The organism is Actinacidiphila sp. bgisy145 (assembly GCF_057708125.1).
In genome coordinates this window covers 57,818-76,535 of record NZ_JBYIRL010000016.1, presented here as the reverse complement: position 1 = coordinate 76,535, position 18,718 = coordinate 57,818, and the positions used below count along the sequence as shown (strand labels likewise).

The window sequence follows — 18,718 nt, the reverse complement described above, 5'->3', positions numbered from 1 at the left end:
ACCCTATGCGCAGGACCGGGAGGGGCCCGGGCGGCCGGGCCCCTCCCTCGGGGTCAGGGCTTGGGGGTGGCGCGGAGGCGGCGGGCGGCGCGGGAGCGGCCGCGGGTGCCGGGGGCGGGCGGGGGAGTGGAGGAGGCGGGAGCGGGGGCGAGGGCTTCGGCGAGGGCGCGGAGGGTGGGGCGGCGGAAGAGCTCCACCAGGGGGATGTCGCGGTGCAGGCGGTCCTGGAGCAGCCCGTGGACGCGGGTGGCCTGGAGGGAGCCGCCGCCCAGGTCGAAGAAGCTCGCGCCGCGGGTGATCCCCGAAACGCCCAGCACCTCGGCCCACACGGCGGCGATCACCGACTCCAGGCCGTCGCGCGGAGCGCCGTCCGCAGAGCCGGTGCCCGTACCTGCCCCCGCGCCCGCCTGCGTGGCCGACGCGGCACCGGACTTCGCCAGCCGCTCCCGGTCCACCTCGCCGGTGACCGGGTCCAGCGGCAGCGGACCGACCACGACCCGCGGCGCCGCGGACGGCGTACCGAACCGGTCGGGCGCCGCCGCACCGAGCGCGGGCTCCGCCTCGGCGTGCACCGACAGCTCCGTCAACACCGCCGAACCGCCGCCGAGTTGGGAGGCCACCCACGGGCGGCCCGGGTCCAGCCCCACCAGCTGGTGCGGCGCGTCGCGGCCGAGCGCCACCACGAGCGAGGCCAGCGCCTCGTCCGGCGGCAGCACCCGGTAGCCCCGCGCCCGCGTCAGGCTCTTCATCGGGTGGCCGGCGCTCATCCCGGTCTCGTCCCACATGCTCCACCCCAGGCTGTACGCGTCAAGGCCGCGCTCCCGCAGCGCGCCTGCGAGCGCGTCCAGGTAGGCCGAGGCCGCCGAGTAGCCCGCCACCGACGCGCCACCGAACAGGCCGTTCACCGAGGAGAACGCGACGAACAGCAACCCCCGCCGCCCGCCCAGCAGTTCGGCCAGCACCCGCGCCCCGTCGGCCTTCGCGGCCAGCGCCGCGTCGAGATCGGCGGGCGCGCACGCGTCGAGCGGCACCTCCCGGTAGGAGCCCGCCAGGTGCAGCACCCCGTCCAGCGGCGCCCCCCACCGCGCCTCCGCCTCCCGTACGGCCCGGCCCACGGCCCCGGCGTCCGTGACATCCGCGCGGACGTACTCCGCCGCCGGATCGAGCGCCGGCGGCCGGGGCCCGCGCCCCAGGCACAGCACCCGCGCACCGTACGACGCGGCCAACTCCGCTGCCAGCAGCCGCCCGACGCCGCCCGCGCCGCCCGTCAGCAGGTAGCGCCCGCCCGCGCGGAACGGCGCACGTCCGGCCCCGCTCCCCGCCCGCGCGGGCACCAGCCTCCGGGCCAGCCGCCGGCCCCCGCGGTAGGCCACCGCACGCTCGCGCGGCAGCCGCCCCACCTCCGCGGCCAGCAGCGCCGCGACCTCGTCCGCGTCACCCGGCAGCACATCCAGCTGGACCACCCGGGCCCCCGGCAGCTCCTGGCCGAGCGTCGCCAACAGTCCGGCCAGCGGCGCCCGTTCGACGTCCGGCACCTCCTGCGGCAGCCCCGCGACCGCACCGCTGGTCACCGCGTACACCGCACCGGCCGGCCCGCACCCCCGGATCAGCCCCAGCAGCGCGTGCAGCTCGCCCCGCGCGGAAGCGCCCGACGGCCGGCCGTAGCAGCGCAGGTCCACCACGGCCGCCGGCAGCAGGCCTACGGGGGCGTCGCCGCCGGGCCCCTCGGCCACCACCACCTCGCGCCCCGCGGCCCGCAGCAGCGCCGCCAGGCGCCCGGCGACGCCGCCGGAGTCCGGCAGCACCAGGACGGGGCCGTCCAGGGCAGGCGCCGACGGCCGCGGCGGCAGCGCGCGCGGCACCCACACCGGGCGGTGGAAGTGGTCCGGCAGCGTGGCCGCCTGCTGCGCCGCGGTGAACGCGCCCGCCTCGAAACGGGCCCGCAGCGCCGCCCGCTGGATCTTCCCGATCTCCGTCTTCGGCACCTGCGCACGCGCGACCGCCAGCACGAAGCGCGGATTGACGCCGATCCGGTCCAGCACCGCGTGCCGCACCCGCCGCGCGACCTCCTCCGGCCCGGCCGCGCCCCGCGGGTGGAAGAACACCGCCAGCTCGTCACCGCCGGACCCGGGCGGCCGCACCGCCACCGCGGCGGTGAACGACGGCTCCACGCAGTCCAATTCCTCCACTGCCGACTCGATCTCGTGGCTGTGGTGGTTGACGCCGTTGAGGATCACCACGTCCTTCGCCCGGCCGGTCAGCGTCAGCCGGCCGCCGACGATCCGGCCCAGGTCCCCGGTGTCGAACCAGCCGTCACCGGTGAACGCCGCCGCGTTCTGCTCCGGCGCCGCCAGGTAACCGGTCGTCACGGTGGTGCCGCGCACCTGGAGCCGGCCCACCGCGCCCTCGGCCAGCACCCGCGGCGCCTGCTGCGGCCCGTCCACGATCCGCACCGCGGTCCCCGGCAGCGGCGCGCCGACCTCCGCGAACGCGTCGTCGTCCGACGTCCCGGCGAGCGTGAACCGGTCGGAGTACACCACCGCGGACGACGTCTCGGACATCCCCCACGCCGGGCGCATCGCGGTGCCCGGCAGCCCGAACGGCGCGAGCAGCCGCAGCCAGCGCCGCGCCACCCGCGGCACGATCGCCTCACCGGCGTTCATCACGAACCGCAGCCGCGACAGGTCCCAGCCCGCCCCACGCCCCGGCAGCTCGGCCGCCCGGTCGCCGACCAGCCCGAACGCGAAGTTCGGCGCCCACGTCACGCTCGCGCGGTGCCGGTGCGCCAACTCCAGCCAGCGCAGCGGGTCCCGCAGCACCCAGCGCGCGGGCGCGTGCACCTGGCGGCAGCCGAGATACGTGTCCCGCAGGTGGAACATCACCACCCCGCCCACGTGGTCCAGCGGCAGCCAGTTCACCGACACCTCGTCCGCGCCGAGCCCGTTCGCGGCCGCGGTCGCGGCGCTGCGCGCCAGCACGTTGCGGTGCCGCAGCACCACCGCCTTCGGCCGACCGGTGCTGCCGGAGGTCAGCATCAGCAGCACCGGGTCGTCCGGGTCGGCCGGGCGCGGCCGCGCGGGCTCGTGCGCGGACAACCCGTCCGCCCCCGCGGCCCGCAGACCGGGCCAGTCCGCCCCCGCCGCCCGCAGCTCCGCCAGCCGCGCGTCCGCGGCCACCACCAACGGACGCTCCAGCGCCTCCCACGCGCCCCTGAGCCGCCCGCACGCCGCGTCACCGGCGGCGTAGTCGGCGGGCACCGCCAGCGGCACCGCCACCTGCCCGCCCAACAGGCACGCCCACAGCACCGTCAGGAAAGCGGCGTGCTCCTCCAACTGGAGCAGCACCCGGTCGCCCGGGCCCACCCCGAGCGCCCGCAGCCCGGCCAGCACGCGCAGCGCCCGCCCTTGCAAGTCGCCGTAGGACAGGCCGGTCTCCTCGCCGTCCTCCCCGATCACGACGATCCCCCCGGTCGCCGCCTTGGCCACCCGCGCCAGCGTGTCGCCGAGCGTACGGTCCACCGGGGCGACCGGCGGGCCGCCGTCGGCGAGCGCCTGCGGCCGGCCTGCGGGGGAGCCGTCCGCGGCAGTGGAGGCGGGCGGGGCAGCCGGCTGCGGAACGGGGGCGGCCGGCTCGGGGCGCGGGACGCGGGGGAGGGCGGGCGGTGCGGTGGGTGTGGGGAGGACGGCGAGGGGAACGGCGGGGTGGGCGGCGCGGAGGCGGGCTTCGAGGCGGTGGGCCTCGGCCGGATCGGCGACCGGCAGGCGCAGGAGCGCGGGGACGTCCACGGCGCCGTCGGGCGTCAGCGGCAGGCGCGCGACGGGCAGCACGCAGCCGGGCACCGGCAGGTGCGCGGCCAGCGCGCCGAGGTCCACCGGCCCGGCGGGCACCACGTAGGCGAGCAGCTCCGGCGGGCCCGCCGCGCTCGTCCGCGGCACGACCGCCACGTCCGCCAGGGCGGGCGCGGCCCGCAGCAACTCCTCCTCGACGGCGGCCGGTTCGACCCGGCGCCCGCCGATGTCCACCCGCGCGGGCACCACGCCGTCGAAGCCGACCGCGTTCAACAGCCGTACGGTGCCGCCGGGTTCGAGGACACCGCGCTGCCCGGTGGGCTCGCCGCCGGAGTTGTGGACCTCGCCGGGCACGCCCTCGGGCGGCAGGAGCCCGGCCGGGTCGCGCACCAGGAGCCCGCCGCGCGCCATCGCGCCGGCCAACTCCCGCTCCCGCGCGGCGGACCGCAGCGGGAGGCGGCCGACGGGGGTACCGGGGTCGCGGACGGCGGCGGCCAGCAGGTGGCGGTAGTGGCCGGTGATCCGCTCGGCGGTCGCCGGGTCGAACAGGTCGGTGTCGAAGACGAGGGAGCCGTGCAGGTGGTCGGGGTGCTCCCACAGGTGCAGTTCGAGGTCGAACCGGGTGGACTCCTCCTCGTCGTCGAGGCGTTCGACATCGAGACCGCCGAGGCGCAGCCGCTGGTCGGCGAAGTTCTGGAGGGCGAACAGGACCTGGAACAGCGGGTTGCCGCCGGCTCCCGCGCCCGCGCCCGGGTCGGCGCCGAGCGCGCGCACCAGCCCGTCCACGGGGGTGTCCTGGTGGGCCTGCACGTCGAGCGCGGCCGCCCGTACGGCCGCCAGCAGCGCGGTGAAGGGCTGCGCGGGGTCCACATCCACCCGCACCGGGAGGGTGTTGACGAACAGGCCCATGAGCGGCGCGAGTTGCGCGTTGTCCCGGTTGGCCAGCAGCGTGCCGACGACGATCCGCGAACCGGCGCCGTAGCGGTGCAGCAGGGCGTTCCAGCCCGCGAGCAGCGTCATGTGCAAGGTGGCGCCGTGGCGGCGGGCGAGGGCGCGGATGCCGGCCGCGGCCTCGGCGGGCAGGTCGAAGTCGACCCGGGCGCCGCGGAAGGTCGGCTCCGCGGGGCGCGGCCGGTCGGTCGGCAGGGCGATCCGCGGCGGCAGGCCCGCGAGGACCTCGCGCCAGTGGTCGTAGCGGTCGGCCAGCGGCTGCGGGGTGAGGGTCGCGCGCTGCCACTCGGCATAGTCGGCGTACTGGATCGGCAACTCCGCGAGGCCCGGCGGGAGTTCGCGGGAGCCGGAGCCGGAGCCGGAGCCGGAGCCGTCGCCCGCGTCGGCGCGGTAGAACGCGTCGAGTTCGGTGACCAGCAGCCCGAGCGACCAGCCGTCGGTGGCGATGTGGTGCACGCAGCACACCAACAGGTGGTCATCGCCTGCCAGCCGCACCAGCCGGGCGCGCAGCGGCGGTTGTGCGGTGAGGTCGAACGGCGCGCGGACCGTCTCGCGCAGGTGCGCCCGTACCGCCGGGTCGGCCGTCACCGGTTCGGCGGGCGCGGGGCCGTCCAGGGCCACCGACTCCAGGGGGACGTCGACGCGTTCGTGCACGAACTGGCGCAGGGCGCCGTCCGGTCCGGCCGCGTAGGTGGTGCGCAGGATCTCGTGGCGGTCGACCACCCGCCGCAGCGCGCGGCCGAGCCGCCCGGCGTCGAGGGCGCCGCGCAGCCGCAGCACCAGCGGCACGTTGTACGTGGGGTTGCCCGGGTCGAGCCGGTGGAAGAACCACATGCGCTCCTGGTCGTAGGAGGCGGGGAACTCCAGCGGGGCGGCGGACGCGGCGGGCGCGGGCTGCGCGGGGTGTGCGGGCTGCGCGGCCTGCACGGACGGTGCGGGTTCGGTGGGCATACGGGCTCTCACTCCTGCGCGGTGGGGGTCTTGGCCCGGCGCGGGCTCCGGGTGATGGCGGCGGGCGCGGGGCCCGCGGCGCGGGAACGCCCGATCAGCGCGGCCAGCACCGCGACGGTGGGTTCGCCCGCGTCGAAGAAGGACCTCACGGACAGCGCCACGTCCAGCTCCTCGCGCAGCCGGGTGACGAGCTGCATGGCGAGCAGGGACTCGCCGCCCAGGTCGAAGAAGTCGTCGTGGACGCCGACCCGGTCGACGCCGAGGACCGCCGCCCAGGTGCGGGCGATGGTCCGCTCCAGGTCGTCGCGCGGCTCGACGTAGGGCGTCTCCAGCGGCGGGCGGGCGTTGAACGCCGTCCCGCCGCCGTACAGCCCGCCCCCCGCGGGCGGCGCGGCGCCCGGACCTTCGGCAGCCGGGTGTTCGGAAGCCGGGCGTTCACCCGGGCGTTCACCCGGGCGTTCGGCCGCCGGCGTGCGGTCCGCGGACTCCATCAGCCGCAGCACCACCGGCTCCGGCGTGTCCAGCACCGCGCCGAGCGCCGCTGTCAGGCCGCGCGCCGCCTCAGGCGCGATGACCTCGACGCTGCCGCCGGCCTCCTCCAACCGCCGTATGCGCGCGGCCCGTTCGGCGGCGGCGTCGGACAGCGGGGCGCGCGCGGTGAGCAGCGCGTGGTCGGCGGCCGCCAGCAGGCCCGGCTCGTGCGGGAAGATCCGCACGTCCTCGAAGCCGCGCTCGCCGAGCAGGTCGCGCCAGCCCTCCGGCGGCAGCAGCGGGGAGTGCGCGCGCAGGTCGTCGCGGAAGTACCACCAGCCCGCGAAGAGGCCCGCGGTCAGCATCGACGGGCGCCGCTGACCGGCGGCCTCCAGCAGGAACAGCCGCCCGCCGTCGGCGAGCAGGGACCGGACATGGCCGAGCGTGTCGCGCAGGTCGGGCGTGGCGTGCAGCACGTTGAAGGCGAGCACCACGTCGAAGCCGCCGGCGGGGAAGCCCTGCGGCGCCGGGTCGCGGGAGACGTCCAGCACCCCGAACCGCATGAAGTCCGCGCCGCGTTCGGCCGCCGTGCGCTGCCCGGCCAGCACGAAGGACCGGCCCAGGTCGGTGAAGTGGTACTCCACGCCCGGCACGCCCTTCAGCGCCTCGACGACGTCCCAGGTCAGGTAGCCGCGCCCGGCGCCGACCTCCAGGACCCGCAGCCGCCCGCCGCGCGCCTGCCGGGCGAGGCGGGCCACCGCCTGCGCCACCAGCCGGGTGTGGACGGCGACGTCGCTGCTGCCGATCCGCTGGTCCACCACCTCCTGCGAGATGTCCCCCTCGCCGTCGGGCACCAGCACCTGGTGCCCCTCGACGGCGCCGGCCAGCACGTCCGGGTAGCGCTCGGCGCAGCGCCGCAGCAGCTCCACCTCGTCGGCGCGGTCGGGGTACTGGGAGCGGACCAGGGCCTCCAGCTCCTCGATGCCGGGCTCCGCGCCGAGGTCGGCGGCGTCCCCGGGCCGGGTGCGGAAGACGACCCTCTCACCGTCCCGGGTGACGTACCCGTCCTCGGCCAGCACCGCGAGCATCGCGTCGAGGAACGGCCGGTAGCCGGGTGTGACGCGGACGGTCGCGGCGACCTCCCCGGCGGTGGTGGCGGTCCCGCCCGCGGTGCGCACCCCGGCGCGGTGCAGGAAGCACATGATGTGGCGGGCGCACAGGGCGTCCATGACGCTGGTCAGGCCGGCCGGCGGGTGCGCGACGGCGATCCGGCCGCGCAGCAGCGTGTCGTCCGCGGCGAGCGCGGCGGACTCGGCGGCCGGGTCGAGGTGCGCGACGGCCGCCGCCGGCTCGTCCGGCCCGCCGCCCGCGACCAGCAGCCGGCTGCCGCCGGCGGCCAGCTCCAGGGCACGGCCGAACGCCGGGTCGTGCAGCCCGTCGGGCACCAGGTACGTGCCGGCCGGCGCCGCGTCGCGCGGCGGCGGGTCGATCCAGAAGCGGCGCCGCTGGAAGGCGTAGCCGGGCAGCGGCACCCGGCGCGGCGGCCGGTCGCCGTAGGGGGCGTGCCGGTCGATGGTGCCGCCGGCCGCCCACACCGCGCCGAGCGCGGCGGTCAGCGCCTCGCCGTCGCCGTAGCCGTCCCGGGGGTGGCGCATGGCAGGCACCGCCGTGGCGCCGTCGCCGAGCTGGAGTGCGGCCAGGCGGGTCAGGCCGCGGCCCGGGCCGACCTCGACCAGGACCGGGCCGCCGCGTTCGCGGTGCAGGGCGGCCAGGCCGTCGGCGAAGCGGACGGTGTGCCGGGTGTGGCGCAGCCAGTACGCCGGGTCGGTCGCCTCCTGGTCGGTCAGCGGCGCGGCGCTGACGTTCGAGACGATCGGGATGCGCGGCGCGTGCAGCGCCACCCCGGCCAGCGCCTGCGCGTACCGGGGCAGCACCGGCTCCAGCAGCGCCGAGTGCACGGCGCTGGCCAGCCGCAGCCGCGAGCAGTCCACGCCGTCCTCGGCCAGTCGCCGCTCCAGCTCCTCGACCTCGGCCACCGGGCCCGACACCGAGCAGTGCAGCGGCCCGTTGACCGCCGCGACCGACAGGCTCCCGGTCAGCCGGGCCCGCACCTGCTCCTCGCCGAGCAGCACGCTCAGCGTGGCGCCGCCCGCCTCGGCCATCAGCCGCTCGCGCGCGGCGACCAGCGGCAGCGCGTCCTGGAGCGACATCACCCCGGCCACGCAGGCCGCGGTGTACTCGCCCAGGCTGTGCCCGAGCAGCGCCACCGGCCTGACGCCGTACGCCTCCAACTGGCGGGCGATCGCGTAGCCGGTGGCGACCACTCCGACGAACCCGGCGCCGTCTTGCGCCAGTTCGGCCCGCAGATCGCGGCCGTGGCCGGCCATGACGGCCGCGGCTCGGTCCAGTTCCGCGGTGAACACCGGCTCGACGCCGTCGAGTTCGGCGCCCATCCCGGCGAAGTGGGTGCCCCCGCCCGGGAAGAGCAGCGCCACCGGGCGGGGCGCGGCCGCCCGGCCGGCGCGGCCGGCGCCCTCCCGCAGCGCCCGCACCGCCCCCGGCAGGTCGGCGGCGGTGACGGCCAGGCGGTGGTCGAACTCCTCGCGGCCCGACCGCAGCGTCTGGGCCACGTCGGCCGGTGCCAGGTCCGGGTGCTCGGTCAGCCAGTCGGCGAGCTGCGCGGCGCTGTCGGCCAGCGCCTGCGGCGACTTGGCGGAGACGGTCAGCAGGTGGTGGCGGCGGGTGCCGGCGGCCGGGGCGGGCCGCGGCGGCGCCTCCTGGAGGACGACATGGGCGTTGGTGCCGCCGATCCCGAAGGCGCTGACCCCGGCCAGCCGCGGGGCGCCCGGGGTGCGCGGCCACGCGGTCGGCTCGCTGACGACCCGAAACGGGCTGCCCTCCAGCGGGATCAGCGGGTTGGGCCGCTCGAAGTGCAGGCTGGGCGGGAGCAGTTCGTGCTCCAGCGCGAGGACGGTCTTGATGATCCCGGCGATGCCCGCGGCGGCGTCCAGGTGCCCGATGTTCGTCTTCACCGAGCCCAGCGCGCAGGAGCCGGGCCGCGCCGCGGTGTCCGGGTCGGCCGCGAACGCCTCCAGCAGCGCCTTCAGTTCGATCGGGTCGCCGACCGGGGTGCCGGTGCCATGGGCCTCCACGTAGCCGATGTCGGCCGCCGCGACGCCCGCGGCGGCGTGCGCGGCGAGGATCACCTCGCGCTGGCCGGCCGCGCTGGGCGCGGAGAAGCCCGCCTTGCGGTCGCCGTCGTTGTTGACCGCCGAGCCCTTGACGACCGCCCGGATCGGGTCGCCGTCGGCGAGGGCGTCGGCCAGCCGCTTGAGCACCACCACGCCCACGCCGTCGCCGGGGAACATGCCGTTCGCGCCTGCGTCGAAGGCGCGGCAGCGCGCGTCCGGCGACAGCGGGCCGTCGGGGAGGTGGTGGTAGCCGGTGTGCGGGCGGGGGTTGAGGCAGGCGCCGCCGGCCAGCGCCACGTCGCAGGCGTGGTCCAGCAGGTCCCGGCAGGCCAGGTGCAGCGCGACCAGCGAGGTGGAGCAGGCGGTCGCCACGGTGATGCCCGGCCCGGTCAGGCCCAGTTCGTAGCTGACCCGGGTGGCGAAGGTGCCCGGCGCGTTGGCCGACTGCGCGGGCAGCAGCGCCAGCGAGCGCGGCGCGTCCGCGATGTGCGGGTGCACCCGCTCCAGGAAGTAGCGGCTCTGGCTCGCGCCCGCGTACACCCCGATCGGCCCGGGGTGCTCGCGCGGGGAGCAGCCGGCCTGCTGGAGCGCGTGGTAGGCGCACTCCAGGAACAACCGCTGCTGCGGGTCGAGGAGTTCGGCCTCCGAGGGCCGGTAGCCGAAGAAGTCCGCGTCGAACAGCTCGATGCCCTCGACCGCGGCCTCCTTGCGCACCAGGCCCGGATCGTCCAGCTCGCGCGGGTCGTTGCCGGCGGCGGTGAACTCCTCCGCGGTGAAGGAGGACACCGCCTCGCGCCCGGCGGCCAGGCCCGCCCAGAACTCCTCCAGGCTCGCCGCGCCGGGGAAGCGGCCGGCCATGCCGATGACGGCGATGTCGAGGTCGGGATCGTAGCCGGGGCCAGGGCCAGGGCCAGGGCCGGGCGCGTACGCGGGGCCGCCCGCGGCGGCGGAGGTGTCGGGCATGGCGGGTGTCGTCCCTTCGCGGCGCGGGCGCGCGACAGCGCCCTCGCCGGTCGGCAGTGGTGGGGTCGCGCCCGGCTCGCCGCCGGCGGCCAGCTCCTCGACGAGGGCGGCGAACCGGTCGGCCAGGCGCTGCGTGGTGGCGGCGGTGAACATGTCGGCGCGGGCGGTGACGGTCACGGACATGCCGCCGCTGCCGCCGCTGCCATGCGGCCCGCCGGTGTCCGCCACGTCGAGCACCAGGTCGAACCGCGACGTGCCCGGGTCGACCGGGTACTCCGCGCACTCCACCCCCGGCAGGTCCAGCCCGCCGAGCAGGTGCGAACGGTAGGAGAACATCACGTCGAACAGCCGCGGCACGCCGCCGCCCCGGTCCGGCCGCACATCGGCGACCACCGTCTCGTACGGCACGTGCTGGTGCGCGTACGCCTGCGCGCACACCTCGCGCACCTGCTCCAGCAGCGCGCGCGGCTCCGGCTCCCCGCCCGGCCCGCCCACGTCGACCGGCAACACCATCACGTTGCCGAAGTTGCCGACCAGCGGCTCGAACTCCGGGCGCGGCCGCCGCACCACCGGCGTGCCGAACGCCACCGGTCCGGTGGAGCCGCAGCGGCGCAGCAGCAGCGCCGCGGCCGCCAGCAGCACCATGTACGGCGACGCCCGCGCCCGGCGCGCCAGCTCCCTGATCCGCGCGGCCGCGCCGGGGGAGACCGCCGCTCGACGCCGGACGCCCCGGCTCGGCGGGCCCGGCGGGCGCGGCTGGTCGGCGGGCAGCCGTACGGTCCCGGGCGGGCCGGCCAGCAGCTCCCGCCAGTACGCGCGGGACGCCTCGTACGCCGGTCCGGACAGCTCCTCGGCCTCCCAGCGGGCGAAGTCCGCGTACTGCCGGGATGCGGGCGGGCCCTGCGGTTCGCCGCGGTAGGCGGCCGACACCTCGCCGAGCAGCACCTGCCAGGACAGGTCGTCGCAGGCGATGTGATGGATCGTCAGGAACAGCAGGTGCTTCTGCGCACCGGTGCGCAGGAGCAGCAGCCGCAGCGGCAGGTCCCGCCCCAGGTCGAACGGCCGCCCCGCCCACGCCCGGACGCCCTCCTCGACCGCCGGGCGCGGCCGGCCGGGCGGCAGTTCACGCTGCTCGAACGGGAGCGGGGTGCCCTCGGGCGCGGCGATCTGCACCGGCTCCCGGCCGGCGTCGCCCCGGTAGACCGTCCGCAGCACCTCGTGCCGGTGCGTGACCGCCTCGAACGCCGCCCGCAGCCGCCCGGCGTCCAGCGCGCCGCTCAGCCGCACCCCGACCGTGAGGTGGTAGGCCGGGTCGTCCGGCGCCAGCCGGTGCAGGAACCACATGCGCCGCTGCGCCGTGGACAGCGGCGCCGGCAGCCGCCCGCCCGGGGCACCGGCGGGCGGCGGCGCCGCGGCGGGAAGGCCGCGGGCGGCCAGGGCACGGCGCAGCAGCTCGGCCCGGCGCGGGTCCGGGGGCGCCGCGCCGGTCACGACGCGCCCCCCGGCGGCGCCTGCTCGGCCGCCAGCGCCGCGTCCAGGTCCTCCGGCGACAGGTCGGCCACATACAGGTGGACCGCGGCGATCTGCGCCATCCGGCCCGGCTCGGCCTCCTCCTCGGCCAGCACCCGCGCCATGGCCGCCACGTCCGAGGTGGCCATGAGGGCGCGCGGGGACAGCCGCTCGTCGGGGAAGGCGTCGCGCAGCCGGGCCAGGATGCGGGCGCCGACCAGCGAGTCCCCGCCGAGCGCGAAGAAGTTGTCGTGCGGCCCGACGCGGGGCAGCCCGAGCGCTGCGGCCCAGGTCCTGGCGAGCAGTTCGACCAGCGGGTCGCCGGACTCCCCGCCGCCGTCGTCGCCGCGTGCGGCGGCCGGGGGAGCGGCCGCCGCCTGACGCGCCAGCGCCTCCCGGTCGACCTTGCCGTTGCCGGTCAGCGGCAGCGCCTGGCAGACCACGATGCTGCCGGGCACCAGATACCCCGGCAGCAGCCCCTCCAGATGGGCCCGCAGCTGCGCCGGGCCGGGTGCCGCCCGCCCGCCGGCCGGCACCGCGAACGCGGCCAGCCCGCGGTGGCCGGCCGCCGCCTCGCGCCGCACCGGCACCACCGCGGCCCGGGCCACCCCCGGATGCGCCGCGAGCGCCGCCTCCACCTCGGCCGGCTCCACCCGCCGCCCGGCGATCTGCACCTGGCCGTCCGCGCGCCCGGCGAACTCGATGACGCCGTCCGCCCGGTAGCGGCCCAGGTCGCCGCTGCGGTACAGGCGCTCCCCGGTCCGCGGGTGGGTGACGAAGGCCGCGCGGTCGGCGGGCGGATCGCCGAGGTAGCCGCGCGCCACACCGGGACCCGAGCAGTACAGCTCCCCGGTGACGCCGTCCGGGCGGTCCCGCAGCGCGCTGTCCAGCACGTGGTAGCGGGTGTTGGCGATCGGCGTGCCGTACGGCACGGAGGTCCAGTGCGGGCCGGGCCGCCCGATGTCGTACCAGATGTTCCACAGCGTGGTCTCGGTCGGGCCGCCCACCGACACTGCCCGGGCCGCCGGGAACCGCTCGCCCAGCTCCCGTACGGCCGCCGGCGGCACCCAGTCCCCGCCGAGGAACGCCAGCCGCAGCGCCGCCGGGTCGTCGGTGCGGGCCCCGCCGGTGTCGGCCAGCCGCGCGAGCAGCATCTCCATCATCGCGGGCACCGAGTTCCACACCGTCACCCGGTGCCGGGCCATCAGCTCCAGCCAGTGCGCGGGGTCGGTGCGCCGTTCGGGGCTCGGCAGCACCAGCGTGCCGCCCGCGCCCAGCACGCCGAAGACGTCGAACAGCGACATGTCGTGGTGCAGAGCCGTCAGCCCCAGGCACCGGTCGTCCGGCCCGAGCCCGAACCGCTCGGCCGTCGCCCGCAGGCAGTTGACGACCCCCCGGTGCTCGATCATCACCCCTTTGGGCTCCCCGGTCGTGCCCGAGGTGAACAGCACGTACGCCAGGTCGCCCGGCGTACGGTCCGACGGCGGCAGCCCGGCGCCGGTATCCGCCCGCGCCGGTTCGTCCGTGCGCAGCACCGGCCGCGCCCCGGGCGGCACCGCACCGGCCGGCGGCCCGTGCGTGACCACCGCCGCGGCCCCGGCCGTCTCAATCAGCCGCGCGAGGCGGCCCGGCGGGGACTCCGGGTCCAGCGGCACATACGCGCAGCCCGCCAGCAGCACCCCCAGCGCCGCCACCACCTGCTCCTCGCCCTTCTCCAGCAGCAGCGCCACCAGCGCGCCCGGCGCCACCCCGGGCAGGTCCCGCAGCCGCCGCGCCAGCCGCGCCGCCCGCGCCAGCAGATCGCCGTAGCTCAGCGTGCCCGACGCGCTGACGACCGCCGGCGCGTCCGGGCGGGCCGCGGCCTGCCGCAGGAACGCGTCCTGGACCAGCTCCCTCGGCACCGGCACCACCGGGCCCTGCGCCGCCTCGCGCCGCGCGGCCTGCCCGGCGGGCAGCAGCCCCACGTCGTCCCGCTCCCACAGCCCCTCGTCGTCGGCGAGCCGCCGCAGCAGCGACGTCCACGCCCCGAACATCGCGTCCAGCACGCCGGGTTCGAACAGCTCCTCCACCGCGTCCCAGTTGCACGCCAGGCTGCCGCGCCGCTCCTCCACCTGCGCGTCCAGATACACCTGCGGGGTCTGCGTGATCCCGTACACGGGCCGCAACGACCGCTCCAGGACGTGCGGTTCGGGCTCGGCCAGCGCGAGGGTGCTGGTCAGCACCACCGGCATCCGGGCCCGCTCCCCGCCGCGCAGCCGCGTCAGCCGGCGCAGCAGCCGCACCCCGCCCGCCGCGCCGTGCTCCAGCCCCTCCAGCAGCCGCCGCTGAAGCGCCCGGGCGCGTACGGCGAAGCCGTCCGCGCCGGCGTGGTCGGCCTCGACCAGCGTGAAGGACGCGAACTCGCCCACCAGCTCGGCCGCGCCGGGCACCGAGGGGTCGCGGTTCATGCTCGGCACGTTGAGCGTGAAGCGGTCGGTGGCGCTCCAGCGGGCGATCACCTCGGCGTAGGCGGCGAGCACCACACCGGTCGGGGTCAGCCCGGCCGCGGCCCCGCGCCGCCGCAGCCGCGCCCACGTCTCCGGGTCGAGCACGGCCTGACGGCGCACGAAGCGCGGGCAGCGCACGGTGTCCGGGTCGGCCCGCAGCGGCAACGCGGGCGCCGGGGGCAGCTCCGGCAGCCGCCGCTCCCAGAACTCCTCCGCCGCCGCCGCCCCCGTATCCGCGAGGGCCGCGCGCTGCCGCAGGTAGCCCGCGAAGTCGACGGGCAGCGGCGGCAGTTCGGCGGCCGGGTCGTCGTAGTAGGCGGCCAGGTCCCGGTACATCACGTGCCAGCTCGCCCAGTCGACGGTCAGCCCGTCGAAGCCGACGTGCACCCGGCAGGTGCCGCCCGCCAGCATGCACACCACGACGGAGAACAGCGGCCACACCCCGGCCGGGCGCACCTCGTGCGACAGCCGCTCGCGCACCGACGCGAGCGCCGCGGCCACCTCCTGCTCCGTACGCTCCCGCAGGTCCAGCACCTCGACCGGCGGGTCCGGCACCTCCGCCAGCTCCCGCTGCTCCTGCCGGGCCGGGTCCACCACGGTGCGCAGCATCCCGTGCCGGTCCACCAGCAGCCGCCACGCCCGCACGAACCGCCCCACCTCCAGCGGCCCTTCCAGCTCCAGGTAGGCGTGCGTGCTCACATTGCCCAGCGGGTAGGCGTCGCCGCGGCCGACCAGGTACGCCTGCTGGGTGTCGGTCAGCGGGAACGCGCCGCCCGTGGCCGTACCGTCCGTTGCGGTGGTGTGCGCTCCGGCGCCCTCCGCCCCCGCGCCCTGCCCGGCGGCCCTCACGCGCCCTCCCCGGCCGCCGGGACCTGCGGACGGCCCTGCGGGCGGCGCGACCGGCGCGCCGACAGCGCCTCCCGGCCGCGCAACGCCCGGGCCCGGGCCTGCGCGCCCGCCTCGCCCGGCGCCTCCTCACCCCCCGGCCCCGCCCCGCCGCCCGCGTCGAGAAAGGCCGCCAGCCGGGCCACCGTCGCGTTCGAGAAGAGCGTCAGCAGCGGCACCTTCACCCCGATCCGCTGCTCGATGAGCGTCTGCGCCCGGACCACCAGCAGCGAATGGCCGCCCAGGTCGAAGAAGTTGTCGTGCGCGCCGACCTTCTTCACCTCCAGCAGCTCGGCCCAGATCCGCGCCACCTCGTCCTGCGTGCCGGCCGCCGGCGCGGTCCAGCCCCCCTCGGTGCCGGAGACCGGCAGCGGCAGCGCGGCCAGCGCCCTGCGGTCGACCTTGCCCGCGGTGGTCAGCGGCAGGTCGGCCAGCAGCAGGACCGCGCGCGGCACCGCGTGCGCCGGCAGCAGCCCGGCCAGCCAGCCCCGCAGCTCCTCCCCGCCGGGCGCCTGCGCGCCCTGCGCACCGTCCGCACCGGTGCGCACCGAGGCGTACCCGACCAGCTCGTGCCCGCCGCCCGCCGCCGTACGCGCCAGCACCGCCGCCTGCCGCACCGCCGGATGCCGGGCCAGCGCCGCGGCGACCTCGCCCGGCTCCACCCGGAACCCGCGGATCTTCACCTGGTCGTCCACGCGCCCCAGGAACTCGATCTCGCCGTCCGCGGTGAACCGCGCCAGGTCCCCGGTGCGGTACATCCGGGCACCGGGCGTGTCCGCGTACGGGTCCGCGATGAAGGACTCTGCGGTCCGCTCCGGGTCGCCGAGATAGCCGCGGGCCAACGGCAGCCCGCCGACGTGCAGTTCGCCGCCGACCCCCACCGGCACCGGCCGCAGCGCCGCGTCCAGCACATACAGCCGGGCGTTGGGGTTGGGCCGGCCGATGGTGACGCGCCGAGCGGACTCCGACGGCTCGAACACCCGGCAGCTGACCCCGATCGTCGTCTCCGCCGGGCCGTAGCCGTGGTACATCCGGGCCGGCGAGACCGCACGGAACCGCGCGTACAGATCCGCCGTCAACGCCTCGCCGCCGCACCACAGATGCCGCAGCGAACGCAGCCCGGCCGCCGCGCCGGGCCGCTCCAGCAGCACATCCAGCATCGAGGCCACGATGTACAGGAACGTCACCCCGCGCTGTTCGACCGTCGCCAGCAGCCGGTCCACGTCGCCGTCGTCGCCCGGCTCGGCCACCACCAGCCGGGCACCGGCCACCAGCGGCAGGAAGATCTCGTTGACCGATATGTCGAAGCCCAGCGGCGCCTTGTGCAGCACCGCGTCGTCCGGCCGCAGGCCCAGCTTCCCGATCTGCCACAGCATCCGGTTGCAGATCGCCTGCTGCCGGATCATCACGCCCTTCGGGGTGCCGGTGGAGCCCGAGGTGTGGATCACGTACGCGATCCGCTCCATGTCGGCCGGTCCCGACGGCGCCCACTCCGCCTCCCCGTCCGGGCCTTCGCCGTCCGCGTCCGGCCGGACCACCGCCACGCCGCTGCCGGCCAGCAGCCGGTCCGCGTCCGCCGCGCCGACCACCAGCGCCAGCCCGCACCGCTCGGTGATCTCCCGGACCCGCGCCGCCGGCCACGACACCTCCAGCGGCACGAACGCGGCCTGCGACGTCAGCACCGCCAGCAGCGCCACCACCAGGTCCACCGAACGCTCCAGCAGCACCCCGACCAGCGTGTCAGGACCCGCCCCCGCCGCCCGCAGCCGCGCCGCGAGCGCCGCCGCCCGCGCCTCCAACTCCCCATAGGTGACGGACTGTCCGCCGCACTCCACGGCCACCGCGCCCGGGTCGCGCAGCGCCGCCTCCCGCACCAGCGCGGCCAGGTCCCGGTCCACCAGCGGGTCGTCGCCCTCCACCGGGCGGCCCCAGCGCAGCAGCAGTTCCCGCTCCTCGTCCGGCACCACCTCCAGCGCGCCGACCGCCGCCTGCCCGCCGCGCCCGGCGACGTCGCCCAGCAGCCGCACCAGGTGCCCGGCGGTCCTGGCCACCGTCGCCGCGTCGTACAGGTCGGCGTTGCCGGTGACCGCGCCGTGCAGCGTGCCGCCGTCCTCCCAGCAGTTGAGCACCAGGTCGAAGCGCGCCGAGTCCACCTCCTGCTCCACCGGCTCCGCCCGCAGCCCCGCCACCCGCGCCCCCCGCGGCGGGCTCTGCATCACCGCGAGCACCTGCGGCAGCGGCCCGGCACCGGCCGAACGGTCCCAGCGCAGCTCGGCGGCGACCGCGTCCAGCGACACCTCCTGCCGCGCGTACGCGTCATGGCAGGTGCCCCGCACCCGGTCCAGCAGTTCCCCGAACGGCAGCTCCGGCTCCACCCGCGTGCGCAGCACCACCGTGTCCGCGAAGCAGCCCACCGCGTCCCGCAGTTCGGGCCGCTCCCGGCCGTGGACGACCGAGCCCACCGGCACCGCCTGCTGCCCGGTGTAGCGGTGCAGCAGCACCGTGAACGCGGCCACCACCGCCATGTACGGCGTCGCGTCATGGCCGCGCGCCAACTCCCGCACCGCCGACCACACCTCGGGCGCCAGCGTGAAGCGGTGCGAGACCGCCCGGGAGCCGGCGACCTGCGGGCGCGGCCGGTCCGCGGGCAGGTCCAGCCGCGGCGGCTGTCCGCCCAACTCCTCGCGCCACGCCGCGAGATGGGCCGCGTATTCCGGACCCGCCTCCCGCTCCTCGCGCCAGCGCGCGTAGTCCCGGTAGGTGACCTGCGGCGCGGGCAGCGGGCTCGGCAGACCGGAGGTGAACGCCTCGTACAGCGTGAAGAGTTCACGCAGCAGCACCGCGAGCGACAGCCCGTCTGCGACCGCGTGGTGCACCACCAGCATCAGGACGTGCTCGGTCGAGGAGTGCCGCAGCAGGCCGAACCGCACCAGCGGGCCCAGCTCCAGGTCGAACGGCTCGGTGTCCAGCGCGCCGATCCACGCCGCCTCACCGCTCCGGTCGCCCCCGGAGTCGGCCTCGGCCCACGGCAGTTCGAGCGACGGCGCCACCACCTGCCGCACCACGCCGTCGGCTTCGGCGAGCGTGGTGCGCAACGCCTCGTGGCGCTCCAGCAGTTCGGCCAGCACCCGGCGCAGCGCGACCACGTCGAGCGGTCCGGTCAGGCGTACGGCCTGCCCGATGTTGTACGCGGCGGTGCCGGGCAGCAGCCTCGCGTGCACCCACATCCGGCGCTGGGCCGCGGTGGCCGGCACCGGCCCCTGCCCGCCGCTGCGGCCGATGCCCTCCGGCCGGGCGGCACCGGCCAGCCACCGGTCCAGGAGCCGCTGCTTGGCGTCGGACAGCCCGTGCTGCCCGGGCGATTCCTGCGAGCGTTCGTCGGTCATGCCTGTCTCCCGGCTTCCGTTCGGGTGAGGGGGTGGAGTCAAGGGGTCGGGTCAAGAGGTGGGGTCAGGGCGCGGAGCCAAGGGGCCCGGGCCACGGGGGAGGCGTACGGCGGTGCGCCGCGGCCCCGGGCGTGTCG

Annotated in this window: 4 protein-coding genes; all 4 read right to left on the bottom strand. The window is 77.6% G+C overall.

Features of this window, described 5'->3' with window-relative positions; genetic code table 11:
- Nucleotides 1–53: 53 nt before the first annotated feature.
- From AC3ERT_RS16600 to AC3ERT_RS16585, 4 genes are read right to left on the bottom strand one after another with little or no spacing between them, the layout of a single operon-like run.
- Nucleotides 54–5,690: an SDR family NAD(P)-dependent oxidoreductase gene (locus AC3ERT_RS16600; protein ID WP_435175043.1), complete on the bottom strand. Its 5,637-nt coding sequence runs from the start codon at nt 5,688–5,690 to the stop codon at nt 54–56.
- Between the two features lie 8 nt (nt 5,691–5,698).
- Nucleotides 5,699–11,806 carry a condensation domain-containing protein gene (locus tag AC3ERT_RS16595; RefSeq protein ID WP_435175041.1) on the bottom strand — a complete coding sequence of 2,036 codons (6,108 nt, stop codon included), beginning with the start codon at nt 11,804–11,806 and terminating at the stop codon, nt 5,699–5,701.
- Nucleotides 11,803–15,159 (bottom strand): non-ribosomal peptide synthetase, encoded by a 3,357-nt coding sequence (locus AC3ERT_RS16590; protein ID WP_435175039.1) that lies wholly within the window; start codon nt 15,157–15,159, stop codon nt 11,803–11,805. Before AC3ERT_RS16590 ends, AC3ERT_RS16595 begins: the two co-directional genes overlap by 4 nt.
- Nucleotides 15,156–18,581 carry a non-ribosomal peptide synthetase gene (locus tag AC3ERT_RS16585; RefSeq protein ID WP_435175037.1) on the bottom strand — a complete coding sequence of 1,142 codons (3,426 nt, stop codon included), beginning with the start codon at nt 18,579–18,581 and terminating at the stop codon, nt 15,156–15,158. Before AC3ERT_RS16585 ends, AC3ERT_RS16590 begins: the two co-directional genes overlap by 4 nt.
- Between the last annotated feature and the right edge of the window lie 137 nt (nt 18,582–18,718).

Excerpts from the sequence above, each read along its gene's own strand:
- AC3ERT_RS16600 (WP_435175043.1), bottom strand. The coding sequence starts at position 5,690 with ATGCCCACCGAACCCGCACCGTCCGTGCAGGCCGCGCAGCCCGCACAC.
- AC3ERT_RS16585 (WP_435175037.1), bottom strand. The coding sequence starts at position 18,581 with ATGACCGACGAACGCTCGCAGGAATCGCCCGGGCAGCACGGGCTGTCC.